Here is a 22,128-nt window from a genome sequence, read left to right on the forward strand (position 1 = left end):
CCTCAACCTACCCGCATGAATGAACCGTCCAGCATCATCAGGGAGCTAGGGTCGCGGCTGGATTCGAAGCCTGCGCTGACGCTCATGGCGCTGCTGCACAGCGCCCTCACATGCCTGTCCCTGATCAAGGTCGCGAGCTTCCAGGCCTACATCCACTTCGATGGCGAGCGGGTCTGGATCGCGGCCGGCGTCGCAATCGCCTTCTCGATCGTCTCGCTCCTGTTCGCAGCCGCCCGCTTCAGTTTCGGCTACTATGTCGGCTTCTATTTCTACACGATGATCCTGGGCTTCCTGTGGATCGACGTCTTCTCCGAGTATAGCTACCCCCGACTGCTCGCCGGGTTTTCGGCAGCACTGTCGCTCGTACTGTTGCTGTTGCCGACGCTGTTCGTCAGGGCGCCGTTCCGGCAGCTCGTCACACTGTCGAATGCCCGCTTCGCGCAACTGCTCACGCTGATCCTGGTGATCTCCATTGTCACCATCGCCGTGGCGTCGACCTATAATTTCCGCCTGGTCGCCGTTGCGAACATCTACGACTACCGCGACGCGCTGCAATTTCCCGGAGCCGTACGGTATCTCACGGGCTGGGTGTCGAGCACGCTGCTGCCGTTTGCCTTCGCGTGCTACTGGCTGCTCGGCCAACGCTGGCGCGCCGGCCTGGTGCTGATCCTGCTCCTGTTGTTCTATCCGATCACGCTGACGAAGTTCGCGTTGTTCACGCCGGCCTGGCTGATCGCGCTGGTCGTTCTGTCGCGGCTTCTGGAGCCCAGAGCGTCGGTCATCGCTTCGATCTTCGTGCCGATGTTGCTCGGCCTCGCCGTGATCGTCATCACCGGGGCCAGCCTCAACAGCGCGCCCGGCAAATATTTCGACCTCGTCAATATCCGGATGATGGCGACAGCATCGAGCGCACTCGACATCTACAACCATTTCTTCGCGACCCATCCGCTGACCTGGTTCTGCCAGATATCCGTGCTCAAGCCGCTGATGCATTGTCCCTACGAGCAGCCGCTCGCGGTGGTGATGCAGAACACCTACGGCTTCGGCAATTTGAATGCGTCGCTGTTTGCGACCGAAGGCGTTGCGTCTGTTGGCCCATGGCTCGCGCCGCTGACCGCGCTCGCATCGGGCCTCTTGCTCGCGCTCGGCAACCGGGCGTCCGCAGGCCTGCCGCCCCGTTTCGTCCTGATATCCGCGGCCGTGATTCCGCACGTGCTCCTGAATGTGCCGCTCACGGTTGCCATGGTCACCCATGGCACCGCCATCCTGTTCCTGCTCTGGTACGTGACGCCCCGCAGCCTGTTCGAACAAAAGCCGTGACGCCGTGCGCATCCTGATCCTCAACGCCGACTATCCGCGCTTCCTGTCCTGGCTCTATCGCCGCCGTCCGGGTCTCGAGAACGAGCCCTACGCGGCGCAGATGGCGGCGCGGAACGCCAGCCTGTTCGGCGTCGCCGATTTCTATTCGCGCAATTTCGCCGGCCTCGGGCACGTCGCCGCCGACATCCATGTCAACAATCCATGGATGCGGGCCGCATGGGCGCGCGAGCGCGGCCTCGCCGTCACCGATCCGTCGCCGCCCGGCGCGCCCGCCGCGCGCGATGCCGTTCCCGGCTGGCTGCAACGCGCGGTCGCGCCGTTCAAGCCGGTGCTGCGGCCGCTCGCGCGCAAGGTGGGACTCAGCCCGCGGCTCGATGCGGAAGCGGAAAAGATCCTGCTGGCGCAAATCGAGGACTTCAAGCCGGATCTCGTCCTCAACCAGGATCTGTTCCATGTCGACACGCGCCTGGCGCGCAGGATCAAGCAGATTGGCCGTCCTATCCTGATCGGCCAGGTCGGCATCTCGCCCTCGCGCGGTGAGGATTGGTCGGTCTACGACCTCATGATCTCGCAGATGGCGGCAGTCGTCGATTACTTCCGCCAGCAGGGCGTGCGCGGCGAAGTGGTCCATCTCGCTTTCGAGACCGGCATCCGCGACATCCTGCCTACGCGGCCCCAGGACAATTTCGATGTCACTTTCGTCGGCGCGGTGTCGGCGGATCATCAGCTCCGCGTCGCGCAACTCGAAGCGGTGGCGCAGCGCTACGATCTCAAACTGTTCGGCAGCGGCCTGCAATCTCTCCCCTCCTCCTCGCCGCTGCATCGCTGCTACCAGGGTGAGGTGTGGGGCGTGGAGATGTACCAGGCCCTGCGCGCCTCGCGCATCACGCTCAATTCGCATATCGACATGGCCGGGCGCGAGGCCGGCAACGCGCGTCTGTTCGAGGCGACGGGCGTCGGCGCATTCCTGCTGACCGACTTCAAAGACAATCTGCACACGCTGTTCGCTCCCGACCGCGAAGTCGTTGCATGGCGCGACGTTGACGATTGCCTTGCCCTGATCGACCGGTACCTCGCGGACGATGCGGCGCGCCTGTCGATTGCGAAAGCGGGACAGGCCAGGACATTTGCCGCCCACACCTTCCGCCGGCGTGTCGAGGAGATCCTCACGCACGTTGGCTGAAATTTCCGTTTGGGGGCGCAACAAACGACATAGTCCGTGCGCCCTTGACGGTCCCGGCCAAAATGGCCAAAGTGCGCAGCAGGATAGCTATCTCACTCTAATCACAGCGTTTTTGTCGAGGCTCACGATGGAACACGTCGAACACGTTCGATTCGGCGACCAGCTCTACGCGATCATCGTGCGCGCCTCGTTCCGCGAGCCGGGCATCCACTTCTTTTCGACGCCGGAGTTGTCGCAACAGCTCGCCTTCATGAGCCATCCAAAAGGCAAGACCATCGAGCCGCACCGCCACAACAAGGTGACGCGGGAGGTGCACTACACTCAGGAGGCCCTCCTGATCCAGAAGGGCAAGCTCCAGGTCGACTTCTACACCGTCGAGGAGGAATATCTAGAAAGCCGCGTGCTCGGTGCCGGCGACATCATCCTGTTGTGCAGCGGCGCGCACGGCTTCCACGTGCTCGAACCGCTCGAAATGTTCGAGATCAAGCAAGGTCCCTATTCCGGCGAGAACGACAAGACCCGGTTTGCCGAAGCCGACCGATCAGAAATCCGGATCAAAGGCCCAGGCCAGTGACTGCGCCGTTCATTCCCGTCAACACGCCACTGCTCGACGGCAACGAGGCCGACTATCTGGCTGAATGCATCCGGACCGGATGGATCTCCTCGGAGGGACCGTTCATCAAGCGCTTCGAGCAGGCGATGGCCGACGCTGCGGGACGGCGACACGGCATCGCCGTCACCAACGGTTCGGTCGCGCTCGAGATCGCCGTCCATGCGCTCGGGCTGCCGGAAGGCTCCGAGGTCATCATCCCGACTTTCACGATCATCAGCTGCGCTGCCGCCGTGGTGCGCGCCGGCCTCGTGCCTGTCGGTGTCGACTGCGATCCAGCAACCTGGAACATGACCGTCGAGGGCGTGGAAGCCGTCATCACGCCGCGCACGCGCGCGATCATGCTGGTCCATATCTATGGCCTGCCGGTCGATCTCGATCCGATCCTGACGCTCGCCCGCAAGCACGACCTGAAGGTGATCGAGGACGCCGCCGAGATGCACGGCCAGACCTATCGCGGCGCGCCCTGCGGCGGCTTCGGCGACGTCTCCACCTTCAGCTTCTATCCCAATAAGCATGTCACGACCGGTGAAGGCGGGATGATCCTCACCGACGACGATGGCCTCGCCGATCGCCTGCAAGGCTATCGCAATCTCTGCTTCCAACCGCAGCAGCGTTTCGTCCACGACGAGTTCGGCTGGAATGCGCGCATGACCAATCTCCAGGCCGCCCTCGGCATCGCCCAGGTCGAGCGCCTGCCGCGGACCGTCGAGATCAAGCGTCGGATCGGCCGGCTTTACGACGAACATCTCGGAGGGCTAAACCGCATCCGCCGCCCGGTTGCCCGCACCTCGTACGCCGACAACATCTACTGGGTCTATGGCATCGTGCTGAACGACGACGTCCCGTTCGACGCCAAGGAAGCGATGCGCCGCCTCGGCGAAAAGGGTATCGGAACGCGACCATTCTTCTGGTGCATGCACGAGCAGCCGGTGCTGCGCCGCATGGGTCTGATGCTCAACGAGAGCCATCCGAACGCGGAATACATCGCCCGGCGCGGCTTCTACCTGCCGAGCGGACTTGCCCTGACTGACGGCGAGATTGCCCGCTCGGCGGAGGCGCTAAAGGAGATTTTGGCGTGACGGTTTTCGCCGAATACGCGCCCTGGTACGACCTTCTCTATCAGGACAAGGATTACGCGGCGGAGACGGCATTCGTCGAGGCGCGCTTGCACGACCACGGCGCCGGCCCGGGCCGGCTGCTCGATCTCGGCTGCGGCACCGGCCTGCACGCGCTCGCCTTCGCCCGCCAGGGGTGGAACGTTGCCGGCATCGATCTCAGCAAGGAAATGATCGCGAGCGCCAAGGCGCGCGCCGGGCAAGCCGGATTATCCATTCCGTTCCGGCAAGGCGACGTCCGCGAAGCGGGTCCGGAGCGCGACTTCGACGCGGTCGTGTCGCTGTTCCACGTCGCGAGCTACCAGACCAGCCACGATGCGCTGACGTCGATGTTCCGCACCGCATACGCCGCGTTGAAACCAGGCGGGCTGTTCTTCTTCGACTATTGGTACGGCGGCGCCGTGCTGGCGCAAGGGGTCGAAACGCGGGTCAAGGTGATCGAGCAGAACCCGCTGCGCCTCACCCGCATCGCACAGTCCGATCATGACGAACAGGCGGCGACCGTCACGGTGAACTACACGCTGTTCTGCGAGGACATGGAACGCGCCACGATCCGGCGCATCGATGAAGCGCACCATTTGCGCTACTGGTTTCCGTTCGAGATCAACGCCGTGCTCATCGCGAGCGGCTTTCAGCCCGCCACTCACGCCGCGTGGCTGACCCAGGACACTCCGCACACCAAGAGCTGGGCGGCCTATGCGATCGCCCGAAAGAGCATCACACCGTGAGACCGCTGCGGCTCGCCGTCATGTTGGAACAGGCCCTCGAGGTCGGCGGCGGCTTTCAGCAGCCGCTGAACGACCTGCTCTGGCTGCGCGACTGGGCGTCCAAATCGGGCAACGAGATCGTGGTGTACTCGCCCGATCCGAGGACGCTGGAGATCTTGAAAGAGTTCGGCGTGATTGCCCGCCTGCTCAAATTCGGCCCGCTCGACCATGTCTTCCTGTTCCTGAAATATTGCGGGCCGTTCGATCTCGTCCAGATCGCATCGAAGCTGAAATCGCCGTTCGAGCGCACGCTGATCCGCGACGGCATCGACGTCGTGCATTTCACCTCGACCTCGAAGCGGCATTTGCTGCTCTACGAGCTGCCCTTCATCATCACCATCTTCGACGGTTGCCATCGCGACGCGCCGGAATTTCCGGAAGTGAGGACCTTCGGCGAATTCGAGCGCCGCGAGATCCTGTTCGGCCTAGCCAGCACCAAGGCAGCAATCGTGATCGTCAACGCGCCCGAGCTGACTGATGATCTCTGCCGGCGTTACGCCATGGAGAGAGAGCGCGCCGTCTGCATCCCGTTCTCGCCCTCCACCTATGTCAGCCAATCCCTGCCCGATGCCGAGACCGACGCGGCGGTGCTGACGAAGTACCGGCTCGAGCCCGGCTACCTGTTCTATCCGGCGCAGTTCTGGCCACACAAGAATCACATGACGCTGCTCGCCGCACTCGCCCTGCTGCGCGAGCGAGGCATCACCGAACGACTGGTGCTGTGCGGCTCGGATCGTGGCGGCCGCGACAAGATCGATGCGGCGATCCGCACATATGGATTGTCGGATCAGATCTCCATCATCGGCTTCGTCAAGTCCGTCGAACTCGGCGCACTCTACCGCAGCGCCGCGGCGCTGGTGATGCCAAGCTACTTCGGTCCGACCAATCTTCCACCATTGGAAGCCTGGGCGATCGGCACGCCGGTGATCTATCCGGAGGCGTTCAAGGCGCAGGCCGGAGATGCCGCAATCCTGTTCGACTATGACGATCCGCACTCGCTGGCGGAGGCAATCATCGCGCTGCGCACCGACGGCACACGCGAGCGGCTGCGCGCGGCCGGCCGTCTCCGTCTCGCGCAGTTTGCGGCGGAGACCGAAGCCGGCCGCCTTCAATTCGCCCGCCACCTGGAAAGGCTGAAGCACCGGCTGGCATTGACCGAGCGTTGAACGGCAGCAGCTAAGCCGGAATCAGCGCTCGCAAGCGCTCGCGCAGCGCCGTGTTCAGCAGCGGACTGGCGAGCAGGCCGACCGCGGCCAGCCAGATCGCGCATTCCACGACGAAGTGCAGGAGTCCGCTCCCTGGCACGAGCGCGATGATCGCCTGCCCGATCAGCCAGCCCGACGCCACGATGGCGCCGCCCATCAGCACCAGGACGGCGATGTGCCTGAACGGATGATGCAGCGTCTGGCGCATTACCATCAGTGCGAGCAGTCCGAACTGCACGAGGATGTCGCTCGCGACCACGGCGAGCGCGGCGCCGAGCGGCCCGAGCCGCGGGATCAGGACGACGGACAGCGCCAGGAAAACGACGAGCTGAAGTCCCTTGGTCCGGATCAGGAGGTCGCCGCGATTGCTGTGATTGGCAAAGACGAGCGCCAGCAGCGACGGCGCGACGGCCGCCGAGCCGAGCAGCAGCGTCACCGTGAGAGGCGCGTCGTACGGGATGCTGCCATGGGTCCACAGCGCGAAGAAGTCGGGCCAGAACGGCAGCAGGCCCGCGACGGTGAGGCAGGCCAAGGCCGTCACGAACACCGAGCCGTGGGCATAGAGGCGGCGCAGCCGCTCCCTGTCGCCGGTCGCATGATCGTGGCCGAGTTCGGCGGCGAGCGGCAGCGTCACCTGGAGGCAGAGGCTGCGCACCAGGCTTGCGATCACGCGGGTCAGCCCCCATTGCGCCACCGCGACGCGGTTCGTGACCAGCGCCGAAACCAGCAGCACCGGGACGTTGACGAGCGCTAGCTCGGTGATGTTGGCGACCGCGAAGGGCAGCGCGCGGCGGAATTGCCCGAGACTCCAACGCAGGGACGGAGATACGAACGGCGACTTGCCAGCACGACGCAGGAACGGAAACCAGCGCGGCGCGTCGAATGCAGTGAGGAAGACCGCGAGCAGGATCTGCATCGAGACGAACGCGATCGCGACCGCGAGCAGGCTGCCGAACATCGCGAGTGCTGCGAGCTGCGCGATCTGTCCAAGTAGCAGGGCGGCGTTTTGCAGCCAGACCGTCCGGCCATACCGGCCGCGCACGCGATAGAGGCCGGAAACGAGGTTGGAGGGCAAGGTCAGGAGCATGCCCAAAATCATCACCAGCATCGCGGCATCGAATGTCGGCGTCGCCTGAAAGCCGAGCACGACCGATGGCGGCGCCAGGACAACGGCGACGCAAAGGAGGACGCCGAGCCCGCCGATAATCGCAAGATAGATCCGCCGCAGAGCCGAATAGAAGCTCGCCGTGCGTCCGTCGCAATCGGCGCAGGACTTGAAGGCGAGAAAGCGGTTGATCGCGCGGAGCTGCAATCCCGCGTCCGCCACCACGACGAGACTGCCCGCTGCATAGATCGCGAGCCAAGCTGCGAGCATGTCGCCGGTCCAGACGTGCAGGAAGGCGGGGATCAGCAACAGCTGCTGGCTCAAGCCCAGCACCATCTGGACGAGGTTCGCGGACCAGCCGTGCAACAGCCGGCGGGCGCGGCCGGCCCCACCGGCTCCGCTCGCACCGTCGGCCTTTCCGGATGCCTCAAGCTGCGTGTCGGTCAAGCCGCATCCTTCCCGGCGAACGATCGGCCTCGCTGATCGAGGAGTTCTGGCAGTTCACACGCGCGACTATCGTCATAGCCGAGGCCGGTCTCACAAAAAAGCGGCGAAAACAACCCCATGCAAAGTAGACGGATGCAGCTTTGTCAATGACTTAGCGGGCGCCTCGGACGCCTTGCGGATTTTGCGAATCGATTTGACGCGTCGGGCAAAACAGGGGCATGATGTCACGATGGCGACGGCACGCGATTTTCGTCCCGTTGCAGCCTGATCGGCCGGCTATTCTCAGGGTCGGCCTCATGCAGCCGCGAAGTGCTTCCATATCGGAGCCCGCTCGCCGAAGGCATATCGGTTCGGATCGACGAGCCGTCAGCCGAGCAGGAAGCCCTGGTCTTGCAGAGCATGGAGAATATCGATCGGGCTGATCTGCCCGGCAACATCCTGGCTCGCCGATGCGTCGGCGAATGCCGATGAGGACGTGGCCTGCACGCCAACCCAACCGGGCATGGGGTCGGGCACCTCCGACGGGCCCTGAAAGGAATCGAACACGAAGTTATCGCCGGCCCAAGGCGCCGCGCCGACGGCGCCATCGCCATTGAGATCCTGACGAAGAGTCGGCTCCAGCGCCTTTAGCGCTGCATCGTTCCCGAGCATCTCGGGACCCGAGCCGAGAGTCCCGAGGAAGTTGCCGTTGCTGTCCGTGCTCCAGACCGAATAATGCGCATTCGCTGCGTTCTTCCAGACCACGTCGTAGCCGCCGCCGGCCACCTTCTCGGCGCCAATAACCGACCACGTGCTGTAATTGGCCGAGATCACCGCTGCGCCGGCATATTTCAGGGTTGGTCCGGTGCCGGTCGAGAGGTCGTTGAGGTAATAGTTGCCGCTGTACAGGGCCGCTGCGGTCGATCCGAACGTCTCAATCGTGACGCCGCTCATAACGGGCAGGCCGATCTTGCCGTCGCCGTTGATATCCTGCTGCAGCGTCGGCTCCAACGCTTTCAGCGATCCATCGGATCCCAGCATGTCGGGCCCGGAGCCGAGAGTCTTGAGAAAGTTGCCGGCGCTGTCCGTGCTCCAGACCATGTAGTGTGAGTCCGCCGAGTTCTTCCAGGCGACGTTGTAGCCGCCTCCTGTCACCTGCTCGGCGCCGATGACCGACCAAGTGCCGTAACTGGATGCTGCCACCGCAGCGCCGGAATATTTCAGGACCGGTCCAGTCCCGCTCGATATGTTTTTCAGATAGTAATTGTCGGCAGAAAGGACCGCACTGGTCGATCCGAACGCTTCAATCGTGGTGCCGCTGACGACGGGAACACCGACAATCCCGATTGTTCCGTCGCCGTTGAGATCCTGATGCAGCGTCGGCTCCAGGGCCTGCAGGGCCGCATCCGTTCCCAGCATCTCGGGAGCCGACCCGATAGTCGTGAGGAAGTTGCCGCTGCTGTTCGTGCTCCAGACGGAATAATGCCCGTTCGCCGAATTCTTCCACACCACGTCGTAACCGCCGCCGGTCACCTTCTCGGCGCCGATGACCGACCACGTGCCGTAATTGGCCGCGATCACCGCTGCACCGGCATATTTCAGGGTCGGTCCGGTGCCGGTCGAGAGGTCGTCCAGGTAATAGTTGCCGCTATACAGGGCTGCCGCGGTCGATCCGAACGCCTCGATCGTGACGCCGAGGATGACAGGCGAGCCGATCCTGCCGTCACCGTTGAGATCCTGCTGCAGAGTCGGCTCCAAACCTTTCAGCGATCCATCGGTCGCCAGCATCTCGGGAGCCGAGCCGAGAGTCGTAAGGAAGTTGCCGGCGCTGTCTGTGCTCCAGACCTTGTAGTGTGAGTCCGCCGAGTTCTTCCAGACCACGTTATAGCCGCCGCCGGTTACCTTCTCGGCGCCAATGACCGCCCACGTGCCCTGATTGGCCGCGATCACCGCAGCGCCACCAGATTTCAGGGTGGGGCCGGTGCCGGTTGCGAGGTCGATCATGTAGTAGTTGCCGCCGTTCAGGACCGATGCGGTCGATCCGAACGATTCGATCATGACTCCGGGGATGACAGGCAGGCCGATCGTGCCATCGCCGTTGAGATCCTGCTGCAGCGTCGGCTCCAGCGCTTTCAGCGCTGCATCAGTCCCCAGCATTTCAGGAGCCGAGCCGAGAGTCGTGAGGAAATTGCCGTTGCTGTCCGTGCTCCAGACCGAATAATGCGCGTTCGCCGCGTTCTTCCAGACCACGTCGTACCCGCCGCCCGTCACCTTCTCGGCGCCGATGACCGACCATGTGCTGTAGTTGGCCGCGATCACTGCCGCGCCGCCGTATTTCAGGGTCGGTCCGGCGCCAGTCGAGATGTTGTTCAGGTAGTAGAGGCCACTCGTCAGGGCGACGGTCGTCGATCCGAACGTATCGGTCCCGCTGGGCAGGAGGTTAGAACTGCTGACGGTGATACCCGCAAACTGGAAATTTTCGACGCCGGTGACGGTGTCGGTGCCATCGGGCGCGCCACCGCGCTGGTCCGTCAGAGTGAATGTCTGGGTGGCTGCGTTGTACGAGACGAGATAATTGGACCGGCTGCCCGAAAACACCGCGGTGTCGGTGCCCGAACCGCCATTGATGGCGTCGTTGCCCGCACCGCCTGTCATCGTGTCGTTGCCGCCGCCGCCGTTCAACGCGTTGCCGATCGCGTTGCCCACCAGTGTATCGTTGCCGGACCCGCCGATGGCGTTATCGATGTAGGAGCGCGCGTCGCCGTTGTAGAGATAGGCGTTGTAGACGTTGCCCGATGCGTAGTGGCCGTTGCCGAGATTGGCCAGTTGCACGGAAGAGAACAACGACGCCGCACCGGGATTGAGGTTGATGCTCAAATTCGTCGTGTAGTTCGACAGGTCGTAGGTGTCGACGCCGCCGCCGTCCCAGACCGTTTCGTATATGCGATTGGCCGAGCCGCCGAGGCCGCCGCCCGGCGCGAGCTGTCCGACGCCGTTGATGAATTCCTGCCCCGTGGTCGGATTCCAGGTGTAGACCGTGTTGCTGCTCTGGGTCGTGAAGTCCGCGCCATACATGGTCTGAAGCGCGAGGATGTCGTTGGCCATATAGGTCTGCGAAAACCCGTACGCCTCGTTGGTGTAGCCACCCGTGGTCGAGGCACCGACATAGCTGCGATAGCTCATGACGGTATATTCGCTGCTGTCGTGCACGCTCGGCACCGCGACGTTGCCGGGGCCGCCCGCCTCCTGGCTGTGCTTGAGGCCGAGAGCGTGACCGAGCTCGTGCAGCGCGGTCGTGAAATAGTAATTACCCAGCTTGGCGAGCGAGAAATTGTACTGGGTCCCGAACCAGATGTCGCCACCGGAGGCGTAGTTTCCGGGATAGTAGGCGTAGGCGGTCGGGTTGGCCGCCGGGGACTGCGCGACCATGATGTCGGCGCCGTTCGTTCCCGCGTACTGGATGTCCGCGTTGGTGTAGCCGAGGATCAATCCGATCGCGTAGTTGATCGCCGTCTGGATCTGGGTGGGCGTCGAGGCAAAGCCCGAGGTGGTCGGCTCGCCGCTGCCGCCGTAATAGGGATTGGGATAGTCGCTGGCCGCGTCGGGAAAGCTGTAGGTGATCGCGCCGGACCATTTGTAGCCGGACAGCAGGCCGTCGATCTCGGCATTGTTCGTGGCACTGACGTTGACAGCGGTGGCCAATGGAAATCTCCGGAACTACCCATCGCGTGATTCGAGCAAGGACGAATGATTCTAGCTTCAGAGGTAAACGTTTGGCTTAAATTTGGCACCTGTGCCTGGCACTCTTCCATAAGAGCGCATTAGCCAACACATCCAGTAGTCATACGGGCCGAGCGATTCCGTAATCGTACGGGGCCGGACCCGGAAACGCGAGGTTCAGCCTACGCGATGATATCGGGAGGAGAATGATGAAACTTGGCTTCCTCTCAGCCGGTCTCCTCGGGATCCTCGCGGTGGTCGTCGGGCAGGATCGTCTGTCCATGGGAGAACAGTTCGTCATGAGCGGGAAAGCCAAAGCAGACGACCGCGGCAAGGACAGCGGCAAGGCGGGCCGTGCGCCCTCCATGCCGATGGCTCGCGATCCTTCCGTTGCGGTGGCGGAAGAGTACGAAGCCGCGCGTCGGAAAGGAACTCGGGAGGCGTTCGAGCTGTTCATTGCGCGCCACGGCGACGCCCCGCTGGCCGAGCAGGCGCGCGCGGAACTGAAGCGCCTGTCGCGCTGATCCCTTCGCGCCAGCCATGGCATTTCGACAGGCAGCATCCGCGCCGGCCCAGACTTGTCGCACGGTCTTTCGGCACTATGGTGGGCCCGCAATCCGTCCCGGAGCCTTTTCACGATGCCCTTTCCGCATGCCTCAGAAGCCCTGTCGCGCTTCACCGTGCTCGATCTGACCCGCGTCCGCTCCGGGCCGACCTGCGTTCGGCAGCTCGCGGACTGGGGCGCCAACGTGATCAAGATCGACGCGCTGACCGAAGATGCCGGCGGCGAGCAGCCGGGCGGGCCGCGACGGGGTTCCGACTTCCAGAATTTGCACCGCAACAAGCGGGCCATGACGCTGAACCTGAAGGACGAGCGCGGGCTCGCGCTGTTCAAGCGCCTCGCCGCCAAGGCCGATGTCGTGGTCGAGAATTTCCGGCCCGACGTGAAGAAGAAGCTCGGGATCGACTACGACAGCCTCGCTGCGATCAACCCGCGCATCGTCTATGGCAGCATCTCCGGTTTCGGCCAGGATGGTCCCTATCACAAGCGGCCCGGCTTCGATCAGATCGCCCAAGGCATGGGCGGGCTGATGTCGATCACCGGCGCACCGGGCCAAGGCCCGATGCGGGTGGGCATTCCCGTCGCCGACCTCACCGCCGGCCTGTTCTGCGCCATGGGCATCCTCACCGCGCTGCTCGAGCGCGAGGTCTCGGGCAAGGGCCAGTGGGTGCAGACCTCGCTGCTCCAGGCCCAGATCTTCATGCTCGACTTCCAGGCCGCGCGCTGGCTGATGGAGAAGGAGGTCGCCAAGCAAGCCGGCAACAACCACCCGACCAGCATCCCGACCGGCGTGTTCAGGACCTCGGACGGCTACATCAACATCGCCACCACGGGCGGGCGGATCTGGGAGCGCTGCGCGCAGGCGATCGGCGCCCCGGAGCTCTATGCCCATCCCGACTACGCGACGGCCCCTGCCCGCTCCAAGAACCGCGACGCGCTCAATGCCCAGATCGAGAAGCGCACGGTGACGAAGTCGACCGAAACCTGGGTCCGGGAGCTCAACGAGGCGGGCGTACCCTGCGGGCCGATCTACGCCATCGACCAGATGTTCGAGGACGCGCAGGTCAGGCATCTCGGCATCGCGCAGGACGTGCCGAGCGACGATGACCGCCACATCCGCCTGGTCGGCCAGCCCGTCACATTGTCCCGCACGCCGAGCCGGATGGTGGCGCGGCCGCCGGAATTCGGCGAGCAGACCGACGAGGTGCTGAAGGAGTTCGGCCTCAGTGCGGACGAGATCGCGAAGCTCCGGGATGCCAAGGTGGTGTGAGCGTCTCGCTCGACGTCGAAGGAAGAGGACCGCGAGACGACGCGCGCGTTGCTCCCGCGGCAGCCAAATCGGAAACGACAAAGCCCGGCGCGAGCCGGGCTTTGCTTCTCGTTGACGCCTTTGTTGTTCTCAGTACTTCGCGACGATCGGGCCGCCAAACTGGTAATTGATGCCGGCGCGCAGGATGTGGTCGGTGAAGCGCGATGAGACGTTGGCACTGACCGTGGAGAGCGGTGCCAACGTGAACGGACCGGACGAGAAGCGCCCGAGATCCATGTAGAGATATTCGAGCTTGGCGCTCCAGTTCTGCGTGATCTTGCCTTCGACACCCACGCCGAGGGTCCAGCCCGCGCGCGTCGTCGAGTTCGTGCCGATCGATGCAATGGCTACGCCAGCTGGGGTGAAGCCGGTCATGGTGCCCGTGGTCTTGATCTCGCCGAAGGCCAGACCGCCGGTGCCGTAGAACAGGACCTTCGGGGTCGCCAGGATGCCGACGCGACCACGGAGGGTGCCGAACCACTGGAGGTGCTGATCGACCGTCAGAACCGTGTTCGTCCCGGCGCCGGCCGGAAGGAAGGTCAGGCCGGGAAGACAGGGCCCGGCGATCGGGAAGACGGCGCTGCCGGCGCAGACAAAGGCGGAGCTGCCCCTCTCACCCGACCATTGCAGGTCGCCCTCGATGCCATAGACCCAGTTGGCATTCTGCCAGTTGTAGCCCGCCTGGGCACCCGCGACGCCGCCGTTCATGTCGAACGATCCACTGCTGATGGAGCCGGCCGGAGGTGCGATGGGGAGGCCAGTGGCCGAATTGAAGTAGGATACGTCGGTGCGCGAACGGCCCCAGCTATAGCCGCCATTGGCGCCGACGTAGAAGCCGGTCCAGCTCCAGACGGGATCGGCGATAGGCGCCTTGGCATAAGGCCTTGCCGCGATATCGGCGGCCAGCGCGCCCGTCGCGAACAGCGACATTGCCGTCGCCATTCCAATCACAATCCGCTTCATGGACATTCCCCTTCCGCACAATTTCGTGATGAAAATATACGCGGAGAGTCGTCGGAGGGCTGTGCCGGGCGCGCAACAATCGAAAACAATCGGGGCGTGTGCCGCCTAGGACTACGGCGACATCCCCTTATACAACTGAACTATCTAGGCTTTTTCCTAGCTCTGCACCGCCTTAGCCCGCTGCGTCAATCCGACACGGGCGAGCAGTCCGTCGATCACCGGCCAGAACAACAGCAAGATCGCCAGCGTGGTGATCGAGCCGACCAGCCCGTTCGACCAGAACACCTTCAGGTTGCCGCCAGAGCCGATCATCGACAGGCGGAAGGCATCCTCGGCGCGGTTGCCGAGAACGAGCGCCAGGGTGAACGGCGCCAGCGGAATGCCGATCTTCTTGAAGACATAGCCGACGATGCCGAAGCCCAGCATCAGCCAGATGTCGAACATCGCGTTCTGGATCGCATACGCGCCGATTGCACAGGACACTACGATCATCGGCGCCACCGCAGCAAATGGCACGCGCAGGATCGAGGCGAAGATCGGCACCGTCGTCAGCACCAGGACGAGGCCGACGACGTTGCCGAGATACATCGAGGCAATCAGGCCCCAGACGAAATCCTTGTGCTCGACGAACAGCAGCGGGCCGGGATTGAGGCCCCACACCATCAGGCCGCCGAGCAGGATCGCGGCGGTGCCGGAGCCGGGAATGCCGAGCGCCAGCATCGGCAGCAAGGCGGCGGTGCCGGAGGCATGCGCCGCCGTCTCGGGCGCGAACACGCCTTCGATGCGGCCCTTGCCGAAGCCCTCGGGCTCCCTGGCGAAGCGCTTTGCCAGATTGTAGCCCATGAAAGAGGCCGCGATCGCGCCGCCCGGGGTGATGCCGAGCCAGCAGCCGATGAAGGAGGAGCGCAGCAGCGTCATCCAATATTTCGGCAGGTCCCGCCAGACGCCGAGGACGACGCGGAGCGAGATGCTCGCCGCATGTCCGCGCAGCGCCAGCCGCTCCTCCATCGTCAGCAGGATCTCGCTGATGCCGAACAGGCCGATGACGGCGACCAGGAAGTTGATGCCGCGGAGCAACTCGGCCGAGCCGAAGGTCATGCGCAACTGGCCGGACACCGTATCCATGCCAACGCCGGCGAGCAGCAGGCCGAGCGACATCGAGATGACGGTCTTGTGCTTGGCCTCGCGGCCGAGGCCGACGAAGGAGCAGAAGGTCAAGAGATACACCGCGAAGAACTCGGGCGGGCCGAACTTCAAGGCGAAGGAGGAGATCATCGGCGCGAGGAAGGTGATCAGCATCACCGCGACCAGCGAGCCGATGAAGGAGGAGGTGAACGCCGCAGTCAGCGCCTCCGCCGCCCTGCCCTGCTGCGCCATCGGATAACCGTCGAACGTGGTCGCGACCGACCAGGCCTCGCCGGGGATGTTGAACAGGATCGAGGTGATCGCGCCGCCGAACAGCGCGCCCCAATAGATGCAGGACAGCATCACGATCGCGGATGTCGGATCCATCGTGAAGGTGAGCGGCAACAGGATCGCCACGCCGTTGGGGCCGCCGAGGCCCGGCAGCACGCCGACGAAGATGCCGAGCACCAGCCCGACCATCATCAGCATGAGCGTCTTCCACGTCAGCAGGACGGCGAAGCCGTGAAGCAGGAGACCGAGAGCTTCCATCGCGGACCCGTCCTAGCGTCCGAAGGCCGCTTCGAGCGGCCCTTTCGGCATGATGACGTCGAAGGCGACATCGAAGGTGACGAACATGATCGCCGTGAAGACGAAAGCTGTGAGCAGCGACTTCCACAGCGCGATCTTGCCGACAAAGCGCATGAAGCCGGAGATCAGCAGGAAGCTCGCGACATAGAGGCCGAGGAACTGCATCGCCAGGCAGAACAGCAGCGTCGGCACGAACACCGCCATCACGCGGCGGGCTTGCGCACGCGTGACGAAGGTCTCGCGCGCCGCGCGGTGCGCGCCCAGCGCCGCGACAAGGCCGTAGAGGCTGCCGCCGCCGAGAATGATGGAGAGGTAGAACGGGAAATAGCCGGGCTCGGGCCCGGTCGCATCCCAGGCCGCGCCGGTGCGCCAATTGTCGTAGCCGAGCGTGACGGCAAGGGCCAGCAGCAGCAGGCAGACGATAATCTCGATCGTGCCGGAGGAAACGACGGAGGGGGAGTCCTCTTCGGGCGCGGTGGGGTCGTCGACAACGATTTCAAGATCGGTTTGGGACATGCTCTGTCAGGAACGGAGTGCGTTCAATTTCCCTCTCCCCAGCAGGGAGAGGGTCGGGGTGAAGAGGAGGCGCCGCGGGATCGGTGAGAATGGGACTCGCGGGGCGCCCCCTCACCCGCATTGCATCCGACGATGCGATGCGACCTCTCCCGCCGGCGCGCAGAGGCGAAGACCGCTACTTCGCGACGAATCCGGCTTCCGTCATCAGCGACTTGTTGATGGCATCGTCCTCCTCGAGGAATTGCACCATGTCCTTGCCGGTGAGGAAGATCGGCTTCAACGCCTGCTTCTCCATGTACTCCTTGTACTCGGCGGTCTGCGTCACCTTGTGGAAGAGATCGACGTAGAACGCCTGCTGCTCCGGCGTGACCTTGCCGGGCAGGAACATCGCGCGCAGCATCAGGTACTGGACGTCGACGCCCTCCTCCTTGCAGGTCGGGATGTCGGCCCAGGACTGCGTCTCCGTCACCTTGGTGGTGTAGGCGATCCGCTCCTTGTCGAACACGCAGAGCGGACGCACCTGGCCCGCTCGCCAGACTTCGAGATTTTCGGACGGGTTGTTGACGTTGGCTTCGGTGTGGTTGCCGACCAACTGGGTCGCGGCCTCGCCGCCGGACTTGTAGGGCAGATAGGAGAATTTCGCGCCGGTCTTCTGCTCCAGGAAGACGGTCAGCACGTGGTCCTCGCGCTTGGAGCCGGTGCCGCCCATCTTGAACGGCGAGCTTGCAGCCTTCGCGGCCGCGACGAACTCCTTCACCGTCTTGGGGCCTGCGCTGTTGTCCCACAGCACGAACTGGTCGAGCGCGATCACCGAGACCGGGGTCAGCTCGCGCCAGTTGAACGGGATCTTCGCCGACAGCGGCAACATGTAGATCAGCGAATAGGCGATCAGCACCTTGTTCGGATCGCCGTCGCTGGACTTCATGTACATCAGCGCTTCCGCGCCAGATGCCCCGCCCTTGAGCGAGACGACCACCGGCTGCTTCATCAGATTGTTCTTCTGGATCGCGGCCTGCATCATCCGCGCCATCTGGTCGGAGGCGCCGCCCGCGCCCGCGGCCACCACGATCTCGACGGGCTTTGCCGGTTCCCAGCCGGCAAACGCCGGCGTGCTCAACAACAGCGCCGTCGCAGCGCCGACGGCTTTCACTGGAATTCGCACGAGTTTCGTCCCCTGATGTTTTTTGAGTTGTAGGTGCGGAAAATTCTATCCCTGCATAGTGCGGACTAATCCTGACGAGTTCAAGCAGACGGGCAATTCCACGCCTATGACTTTCGACTGACGAAGCCGGAAGCCCGTGAGACTTACCTGCCCTTCCAGTTCGGCGTGCGCTTGTTGAGGAAGGCGTCCATGCCTTCGCGGAAATCTTCGCTCATATAGGCCTTCAGGATCAGGTCCTCGCCCTCTTCGCGCGACAGCGTGCGGCGAATGCGGCGCACCGCTTCCTTGGTGGCTTCCAGCGTGAGCGGCGCGTGGCTGGCAACGAGCTTTGCGGTCTCGTCGGCGCGGCGCTGCAGCGTCTCGACGTCGGGCACGATTTCGTTGAGCAGTCCGAGCGCGAGCGCTTCCTGCGCCTCGACGAGGCGCGCCTTGAAGATCAGATCCTTGGTGCGGGCGGGACCGACCAGCGCGACGACGCGGCTGATGTTCGACATCGACAGGCAGTTGCCGAGCGTGCGCGCGATCGGAAAGCCCATCCGCGTCGTCTCGGTGCCGATGCGCAGGTCGCAGCAGGCCGCGATGCCGGCACCGCCGCCGGTGCAGGCGCCGGCGATGGCCGCGATCACGGGCACGCGACACTGCTCGAGCGTGCCGAGCACCCGGTCGATGCGGGCCTCGTAGTCGAGCGCGTCCTGCGCGGTCTTGAAGGCGCGGAATTGCGAGATGTCGGTGCCGGAGGCGAACGCCTTGTCGCCGGCGCCGGTCAGGATCAGCGCCTTGATCGAGCGATCGGCGTTGATCTCCTGGCAGATCTCCGCCATGCGGTCATACATGGCGAAGGTCATGGCGTTGCGCGCCTGCGGGCGGTTGAAGGTGATCCGCGCGATGCCCTCCTGGACGGAGTAGAGCAGGTCTTCGTTCGTCGTCGCAGGTAGGTTCATCGCGCGCTCACTTCTTCTTCCAATTTAGTTCAGGCCACCTGAGCTTGGGCCATCGGCACCGCATCGCGCCCCTTCAGGACGTCCATGGCCGCCAAAACCCCACCGCTCCGGTGCGGGATCTTGGCGAGATCGAGCCCCATCTCGACGCCGGCGAGCGTGCCCATCAGCATCAGATCGTTGAAATGGCCGATATGTCCGATGCGGAACACCTTGCCCTTGACCTTGTTCAGGCCGGTGCCGAGCGACATGTCGAAGTTTTCCAGCACCACCTTGCGGAAGGCGTCGGCATCGTGACCATCAGGAACGCGCACGCCGGTCAGCGCCGGCGAATGCGCGGCAGGATCGGCGCATTGCGTCTCCAGGCCCCAGACCTTGACCGCGGCGCGCGTCGCGGCGCTGTGGCGCTTGTGGCGGGACCAGACGTTCTCCAGCCCCTCCTCCTCCAGCATCTTCACGGCTTCGCGCAGGCCATAGAGCAAATTCGTCGCGGGCGTGTAGGGGAAGGTGCCGAGCTTGTTGAAGCTGATGACCTCCTGCCAGTCCCAGTAGGAGCGCATGCCGGGATTGGCTTTCGCCACATTGAGCGCCTTCTCCGAGACGGCGTTGAAGCCGAGACCGGGCGGCAGCATCAGGCCCTTCTGGGAGCCTGCGACGGAGACGTCGATGCCCCAGGCGTCGTGCTCGTACTCCATGGAACCGAGGCCGGAGATGGTATCGACCATCAAGAGCGCCGGATGCTTGACGCGATCGAGCAGCTTGCGCACCTCCAGCGGCGGAGTCACGCAGCCGGTCGAGGTCTCGTTGTGGACGACGCAGACCGCCTTGATCGCATGCTGCTTGTCGGCGACGAGGCGCTTCTCGATCTCGGCAAGGTCGGCGCCATGGCGCCAGTCGCTTGGGATGAAGTCGACGTCGAGCTTGAACTTGTCGGCGATGCCGCGCCACAGCACGGCGAACTGGCCCGTCTCGCACATCAGCACCTTGTCGCCGGGCGCGAACACGTTGACCATCGCCGCTTCCCAGGCGCCAGTACCGGACGAGGGGAAGATGATCACGGGCTGCTTGGTGCGGAACACGCGCTGCATCGCGGCGAGGACCGCGAAACCGAGCTCGGCGAACTCCGGACCACGATGGTCCAGCGTCGGCATGTCCATCGCGCGCAGCACGCGGTCGGGCACATTGGTCGGTCCTGGAATCTGTAGGAAATGCCTTCCAGTATGCACGGTCATCGGCGTCCTTCCCGGTCTAGCCTTGGTTTGGTGGGCGCCGAATAGCACCATTTGACCGGCTTGTCCCCTCTCGAAAGGGTCCGTCCATGCATGGCGGACCGGCCTGCCCTCGCCTGCCATCCCTTCCATCGCGACCACCCCTTAGGTGCCGACGATCTTCAGATGCGGCGAGGCATTGCCCTGCGGGCGCTGCTCCAGCAGCTTCATCGCGACGTCGACGCCGCCGGCGCGGTGCGGCACGCCGGCGACCGACAGGCCCATCTCGACCCCGGTGAGCGCACCGAGCAGTGTCAGCGCGTTGCATTCGCCGAGATGGCCGATGCGGAAGACCTTGCCTGCGACCTTGGACAGGCCCGAGCCGAGCGACATGTTGTAATTGTCGAGCACCACCTTTCGGAACTGGTCGGCGTCATGCCCCGGCGGCATCAGCACCGCCGTGAGCACCGGTGAATACTCGGCCGGCTCCTGACAGAGGATCTCGAGGCCCCAATGACTGACGGCGGCCCGGGTCGCGGCCGCGAGCCGCTGATGCCTTGCGAAGACGTTGTCGAGCCCCTCCTCCAGCAGCATCGCGATCGCCTCGCGCAGGCCGTAGAGCAGATTGGTCGCGGGCGTGTAGGGGAAGAAGCCCTTGGCGTTGGGCTTGAGCATCTCCTCCCAGTCGAAATAGGAGCGTGGCATCCTGTTGGTTTTGGACGCCGCCAGCGCCTTCTCCGAGATCGCGTTGAAGCCAAGGCCGGGCGGCAGCATGAACCCCTTCTGCGAGCAGCTGACGCTGACGTCGACCTTCCATGCGTCGTGGCGATAGTCGACCGAGCCGAGCGAGGAGATGGTGTCGACCATCAGGAGCGCCGGATGGGAGGTGCGGTCGATCGCGGCGCGGATCTCGGCGATGCGGCTCGTCGCGCCGGTCGAGGTCTCGTTGTGAACGACCATGACGGCCTTGATCGCGTGCGCGGTGTCGGCGGCGAGCCTCGCCTCGATCACGACCGGATCGGCGCCGCGGCGCCAGTCGCCCGGGACGAAATCGACCTCGATACCGAAGCGGCCGGCCATCTGCCGCCACATCGTGGCGAAATGGCCGGTCTCGACCATCAGCACCTTGTCGCCGGGCGAGAGCGTGTTGACGATCGCGGCCTCCCAGGCCCCCGTCCCCGAGGAGGGAAAAATCACGACGGGAGCTTGGGTCTGGAAGATCTTCTGGCTGCCTTCGAGCACGGTACGGCCGAGCTCGCCGAACTCGACGCTGCGGTGGTCGATGACGGGCATGTCCATGGCGCGCAGGACGCGCTCGGGGACCGGGCTTGGACCCGGAATCTGCAGGAAATGGCGTCCCTGATGCATGAAAACCTCCCAGTCGGCAGTTCGGACCGGCTTTTGAAGTCCTATTTTGCATTCATTTTTTGTCCTTTCAATCAGAATTTGGTATTCGATTGTGATCGTCGACGGGGCCAGACGGCCAAACTAGTGTGCTGCAAATGAAATCCACGATTCCCGACAGCGGGGTTCCGATCGCCCCGCCCGCCGCTAATGGCGGCGACCGCCAGGAGGCCTCGCTGCATGGTGAGATCCTGCTGCGGCTGCGCGACTACGTGGTCGAGGGCAACATCCCGGAAGGAGCTCGCGTTCCCGAGCGACAGCTGTGCGAGATGCTCGGCATTTCCCGCACCCCACTGCGCGAGGCGCTCAAGGTGCTCGCCGCCGAGGGCCTGATCGAGCTATTGCCCAACCGCGGCGCGCGCGTGCGCCAGCTCAACCAGCACGACCTCGAGGAGCTGTTCGACGTGATGGCGGGACTGGAGAGCCTGGCCGGGCGCCTCGCCTGCGAAGCCATTACGGATGCGGAAATCACCGCGATCGAGCAGCTGCATTACGAGATGTACGGTCACTATCTGCATCGCGACATGCACGGCTATTTCCAGGCCAACCAGCGCATCCACGAGAGCATCGTCGCAGCCGCGCGCAACGAGACGCTGAAGACGGCCTATGCCAATTTCGCCGGCCGGATCCGCCGCGTCCGCTACTCCGCCAATTTCGCCCGCAAGCGGCAGCGCTGGGCCGAGGCGATGCGCGAGCACGAGGCCATCCTCGATGCCCTGCGCCGCCGGGCCGCAAGCGAGCTCAGCGACATCCTGTTCCAGCACCTGCGCAACAAGCGTGCGGCGGCTATCGAGCACCTCGCCGAGGCCGAAGAAGGCGCGCCAGCCGCGCCCTGAGGGACGGCCAGCTTGCTCATTTTGAATTCACAATATAACCGACCAAGAACCGATATGGATAAC

The 22,128-nt window shown here is 64.2% G+C and carries 18 protein-coding genes; 9 read left to right on the top strand and 9 right to left on the bottom strand.

The features are described from left to right. Window positions 1-15 precede the first annotated feature (15 nt). The 6 genes from BCCGELA001_RS25660 (at window position 16) to BCCGELA001_RS25685 (ending at window position 6,164) form a co-directional block, all read left to right on the top strand. Complete coding sequence (locus BCCGELA001_RS25660; protein ID WP_060736618.1) at window positions 16-1,320, top strand: hypothetical protein; 1,305 nt, start codon at window positions 16-18, stop codon at window positions 1,318-1,320. 4 nt (window positions 1,321-1,324) lie between these two features. Continuing rightward, entirely contained in the window at window positions 1,325-2,503 is a 1,179-nt protein-coding gene (locus BCCGELA001_RS25665; RefSeq protein WP_060736619.1) for a CgeB family protein, read from the top strand. A 127-nt stretch (window positions 2,504-2,630) separates the two neighbouring features. Continuing rightward, window positions 2,631-3,077, top strand: coding sequence for a hypothetical protein (locus BCCGELA001_RS25670; protein WP_008555354.1), 447 nt, complete (start codon window positions 2,631-2,633; stop codon window positions 3,075-3,077). Further along, complete coding sequence (locus BCCGELA001_RS25675; protein WP_008555356.1) at window positions 3,074-4,195, top strand: DegT/DnrJ/EryC1/StrS family aminotransferase; 1,122 nt, start codon at window positions 3,074-3,076, stop codon at window positions 4,193-4,195. Before BCCGELA001_RS25670 ends, BCCGELA001_RS25675 begins: the two co-directional genes overlap by 4 nt. After that, on the top strand, window positions 4,192-4,959 hold the full coding sequence (locus BCCGELA001_RS25680; RefSeq protein WP_008555358.1) for a class I SAM-dependent DNA methyltransferase: 768 nt from the start codon (window positions 4,192-4,194) through the stop codon (window positions 4,957-4,959). Before BCCGELA001_RS25675 ends, BCCGELA001_RS25680 begins: the two co-directional genes overlap by 4 nt. 20 nt (window positions 4,960-4,979) lie before the next feature. Further along, entirely contained in the window at window positions 4,980-6,164 is a 1,185-nt protein-coding gene (locus tag BCCGELA001_RS25685) for a glycosyltransferase (RefSeq protein ID WP_236840752.1), read from the top strand. Window positions 6,165-6,174: 10 nt separating this feature from the next. Here BCCGELA001_RS25685 and BCCGELA001_RS25690 read toward each other — a convergent pair whose 3' ends face one another. Beyond that, window positions 6,175-7,755, bottom strand: coding sequence for a hypothetical protein (locus BCCGELA001_RS25690; protein WP_008555368.1), 1,581 nt, complete (start codon window positions 7,753-7,755; stop codon window positions 6,175-6,177). 366 nt (window positions 7,756-8,121) lie between these two features. Next, window positions 8,122-11,436 carry a M10 family metallopeptidase C-terminal domain-containing protein gene (locus BCCGELA001_RS36160; RefSeq protein WP_083543388.1) on the bottom strand — a complete coding sequence of 1,105 codons (3,315 nt, stop codon included), beginning with the start codon at window positions 11,434-11,436 and terminating at the stop codon, window positions 8,122-8,124. A gap of 227 nt (window positions 11,437-11,663) precedes the next feature. On the opposite strand from BCCGELA001_RS36160, the gene BCCGELA001_RS25700 reads away from it, so the two are divergent. Next, window positions 11,664-11,978 carry a hypothetical protein gene (locus BCCGELA001_RS25700; RefSeq protein WP_060737831.1) on the top strand — a complete coding sequence of 105 codons (315 nt, stop codon included), beginning with the start codon at window positions 11,664-11,666 and terminating at the stop codon, window positions 11,976-11,978. A 114-nt stretch (window positions 11,979-12,092) separates the two neighbouring features. Beyond that, window positions 12,093-13,286, top strand: coding sequence for a CaiB/BaiF CoA transferase family protein (locus tag BCCGELA001_RS25705; RefSeq protein WP_060736621.1), 1,194 nt, complete (start codon window positions 12,093-12,095; stop codon window positions 13,284-13,286). Window positions 13,287-13,415: 129 nt separating this feature from the next. Here the strand turns inward: BCCGELA001_RS25705 and BCCGELA001_RS25710 are convergent, their stop codons facing one another. The 7 genes from BCCGELA001_RS25710 to BCCGELA001_RS25740 all read right to left on the bottom strand — a co-directional run bounded on the left by BCCGELA001_RS25710 (window position 13,416) and on the right by BCCGELA001_RS25740 (window position 21,193). Next, on the bottom strand, window positions 13,416-14,288 hold the full coding sequence (locus BCCGELA001_RS25710; RefSeq protein WP_008555389.1) for an outer membrane protein: 873 nt from the start codon (window positions 14,286-14,288) through the stop codon (window positions 13,416-13,418). A gap of 156 nt (window positions 14,289-14,444) precedes the next feature. Continuing rightward, on the bottom strand, window positions 14,445-15,962 hold the full coding sequence (locus BCCGELA001_RS25715; RefSeq protein ID WP_008555390.1) for a tripartite tricarboxylate transporter permease: 1,518 nt from the start codon (window positions 15,960-15,962) through the stop codon (window positions 14,445-14,447). 12 nt (window positions 15,963-15,974) lie between these two features. After that, complete coding sequence (locus BCCGELA001_RS25720) at window positions 15,975-16,517, bottom strand: tripartite tricarboxylate transporter TctB family protein (RefSeq protein WP_008555393.1); 543 nt, start codon at window positions 16,515-16,517, stop codon at window positions 15,975-15,977. 175 nt (window positions 16,518-16,692) lie between these two features. Then, window positions 16,693-17,673: a Bug family tripartite tricarboxylate transporter substrate binding protein gene (locus BCCGELA001_RS25725; protein ID WP_442855180.1), complete on the bottom strand. Its 981-nt coding sequence runs from the start codon at window positions 17,671-17,673 to the stop codon at window positions 16,693-16,695. A gap of 149 nt (window positions 17,674-17,822) precedes the next feature. Continuing rightward, the gene (locus BCCGELA001_RS25730; protein ID WP_060736623.1) at window positions 17,823-18,620 is read right to left on the bottom strand and encodes an enoyl-CoA hydratase/isomerase family protein; all 798 of its coding nucleotides are present in this window, start codon (window positions 18,618-18,620) and stop codon (window positions 17,823-17,825) included. Between the two features lie 29 nt (window positions 18,621-18,649). Beyond that, the gene (locus BCCGELA001_RS25735) at window positions 18,650-19,849 is read right to left on the bottom strand and encodes a pyridoxal-phosphate-dependent aminotransferase family protein (RefSeq protein ID WP_060736624.1); all 1,200 of its coding nucleotides are present in this window, start codon (window positions 19,847-19,849) and stop codon (window positions 18,650-18,652) included. 141 nt (window positions 19,850-19,990) lie between these two features. Further along, window positions 19,991-21,193 carry a pyridoxal-phosphate-dependent aminotransferase family protein gene (locus BCCGELA001_RS25740; protein WP_008555414.1) on the bottom strand — a complete coding sequence of 401 codons (1,203 nt, stop codon included), beginning with the start codon at window positions 21,191-21,193 and terminating at the stop codon, window positions 19,991-19,993. A gap of 134 nt (window positions 21,194-21,327) precedes the next feature. On the opposite strand from BCCGELA001_RS25740, the gene BCCGELA001_RS25745 reads away from it, so the two are divergent. Further along, the gene (locus BCCGELA001_RS25745; RefSeq protein WP_060736625.1) at window positions 21,328-22,065 is read left to right on the top strand and encodes a GntR family transcriptional regulator; all 738 of its coding nucleotides are present in this window, start codon (window positions 21,328-21,330) and stop codon (window positions 22,063-22,065) included. Window positions 22,066-22,128: the final 63 nt, after the last annotated feature.

It is taken from the genome of Bradyrhizobium sp. CCGE-LA001 (genome assembly GCF_000296215.2).
In the GTDB taxonomy this organism is placed as follows: domain Bacteria; phylum Pseudomonadota; class Alphaproteobacteria; order Rhizobiales; family Xanthobacteraceae; genus Bradyrhizobium.

Bases quoted from the DNA above. Each gene is read 5' to 3' on its own strand.
- BCCGELA001_RS25735 (WP_060736624.1), bottom strand. From the start codon at position 19,849: ATGACCGTGCATACTGGAAGGCATTTCCTACAGATTCCAGGACCGACC.
- BCCGELA001_RS25720 (WP_008555393.1), bottom strand. From the start codon at position 16,517: ATGTCCCAAACCGATCTTGAAATCGTTGTCGACGACCCCACCGCGCCC.
- BCCGELA001_RS25745 (WP_060736625.1), top strand. From the start codon at position 21,328: ATGAAATCCACGATTCCCGACAGCGGGGTTCCGATCGCCCCGCCCGCC.
- BCCGELA001_RS25660 (WP_060736618.1), top strand. From the start codon at position 16: ATGAATGAACCGTCCAGCATCATCAGGGAGCTAGGGTCGCGGCTGGAT.
- BCCGELA001_RS25705 (WP_060736621.1), top strand. From the start codon at position 12,093: ATGCCCTTTCCGCATGCCTCAGAAGCCCTGTCGCGCTTCACCGTGCTC.
- BCCGELA001_RS25740 (WP_008555414.1), bottom strand. From the start codon at position 21,193: ATGCATCAGGGACGCCATTTCCTGCAGATTCCGGGTCCAAGCCCGGTC.
- BCCGELA001_RS25700 (WP_060737831.1), top strand. From the start codon at position 11,664: ATGAAACTTGGCTTCCTCTCAGCCGGTCTCCTCGGGATCCTCGCGGTG.
- BCCGELA001_RS25730 (WP_060736623.1), bottom strand. From the start codon at position 18,620: ATGAACCTACCTGCGACGACGAACGAAGACCTGCTCTACTCCGTCCAG.
- BCCGELA001_RS25710 (WP_008555389.1), bottom strand. From the start codon at position 14,288: ATGAAGCGGATTGTGATTGGAATGGCGACGGCAATGTCGCTGTTCGCG.
- BCCGELA001_RS25715 (WP_008555390.1), bottom strand. From the start codon at position 15,962: ATGGAAGCTCTCGGTCTCCTGCTTCACGGCTTCGCCGTCCTGCTGACG.
- BCCGELA001_RS25685 (WP_236840752.1), top strand. From the start codon at position 4,980: ATGTTGGAACAGGCCCTCGAGGTCGGCGGCGGCTTTCAGCAGCCGCTG.
- BCCGELA001_RS25670 (WP_008555354.1), top strand. From the start codon at position 2,631: ATGGAACACGTCGAACACGTTCGATTCGGCGACCAGCTCTACGCGATC.